Genomic DNA, 229 nt, shown 5'->3' on the forward strand with positions numbered 1-229 from the left:
ATTTTTGTTAATAAAAATTTTTTTTTTTTTTTAATAATCTGTTTCTCCTCCGGGTGTGTGGTGTCGGTTTTTTTAAAAAAATTTTTTTTTTTTTTTCTTTTTTTTTTTTTTTTTTTTTGTTTTTTTTTTTTTTTTTTACCCCGCACCTTTTGTATTATGGGTTTGTTTTGTTTTTTTTTTCCTTCCCTGTTTTGGTGGTTTTTTTGGGGTTTTTTTAAAATTGCCTCGC

1 protein-coding gene is annotated in these 229 nt (G+C 24.0%); it reads right to left on the reverse strand.

Features of this window, described 5'->3' with window-relative positions; translation table 11 throughout:
- Positions 1 to 229 (reverse strand): hypothetical protein (locus tag AC0L17_RS34785; RefSeq protein WP_473519035.1); only part of this gene is annotated, 229 nt, incomplete at both ends.

The organism is Mesorhizobium sp. WSM4829 (assembly GCF_055811475.1).